The organism is Pseudomonas sp. EA_65y_Pfl1_P113, assembly GCF_963970525.1.
GTDB lineage: Bacteria > Pseudomonadota > Gammaproteobacteria > Pseudomonadales > Pseudomonadaceae > Aquipseudomonas > Aquipseudomonas tritici.
The window spans coordinates 1-453 of sequence record NZ_CAXAQM010000579.1 but is presented as its reverse complement, the minus strand read 5'-3'; the positions used below and the strand labels follow the sequence as shown (position 1 = coordinate 453).

The following is a 453-nucleotide window of genomic DNA, read 5'->3' as shown; positions in this document are numbered from 1 at the left end:
CAGTCCCTGTTGCTCCATCCGCCATTTGAGCTGGTCGAAGCGGTCCTGTCAGAAAAAGGGTTCACCCTCGAACACCATCAGCGGCACGCCATAATGCCCGCCGTCGCGCTGTGCCGCCTGGTTGATGACGACGATCTCGACATAGCGTTCCGGTTCGGCCGCGACCGCAGCGTCGAGTTCGGCGAGGTCAAGGCCGGCCTCGGCGGTGGCGCGGGCGAGGTGATCGCCCTCATGCCATCTGCTCACTGCCCCACTCCAGAGCAGTCGCCCCACCGCTTCGAGAAAGGCGAGGCCACGCCCGCGTTCTGCCGCAGCGACCCCAAGATGCGTCAGACGGTGGATATAGGGCTGGTCGAGCGGATAGGTGCGGGTCGCGAAATCCATCACCACCGGATCGGGCTGCGCCCAGCGGAACGGCATCCCCACAAAGGCGGCGCTGCGACCGATATCGCG

At 65.8% G+C, this 453-nt stretch carries 1 protein-coding gene; it reads right to left on the bottom strand.

The genetic code is table 11. The features are described from left to right. Window positions 1–48 precede the first annotated feature (48 nt). Window positions 49–453 (bottom strand): DsbA family protein (locus AACY52_RS31170; RefSeq protein WP_339561518.1); only part of this gene is annotated, 405 nt, incomplete at its 5' end.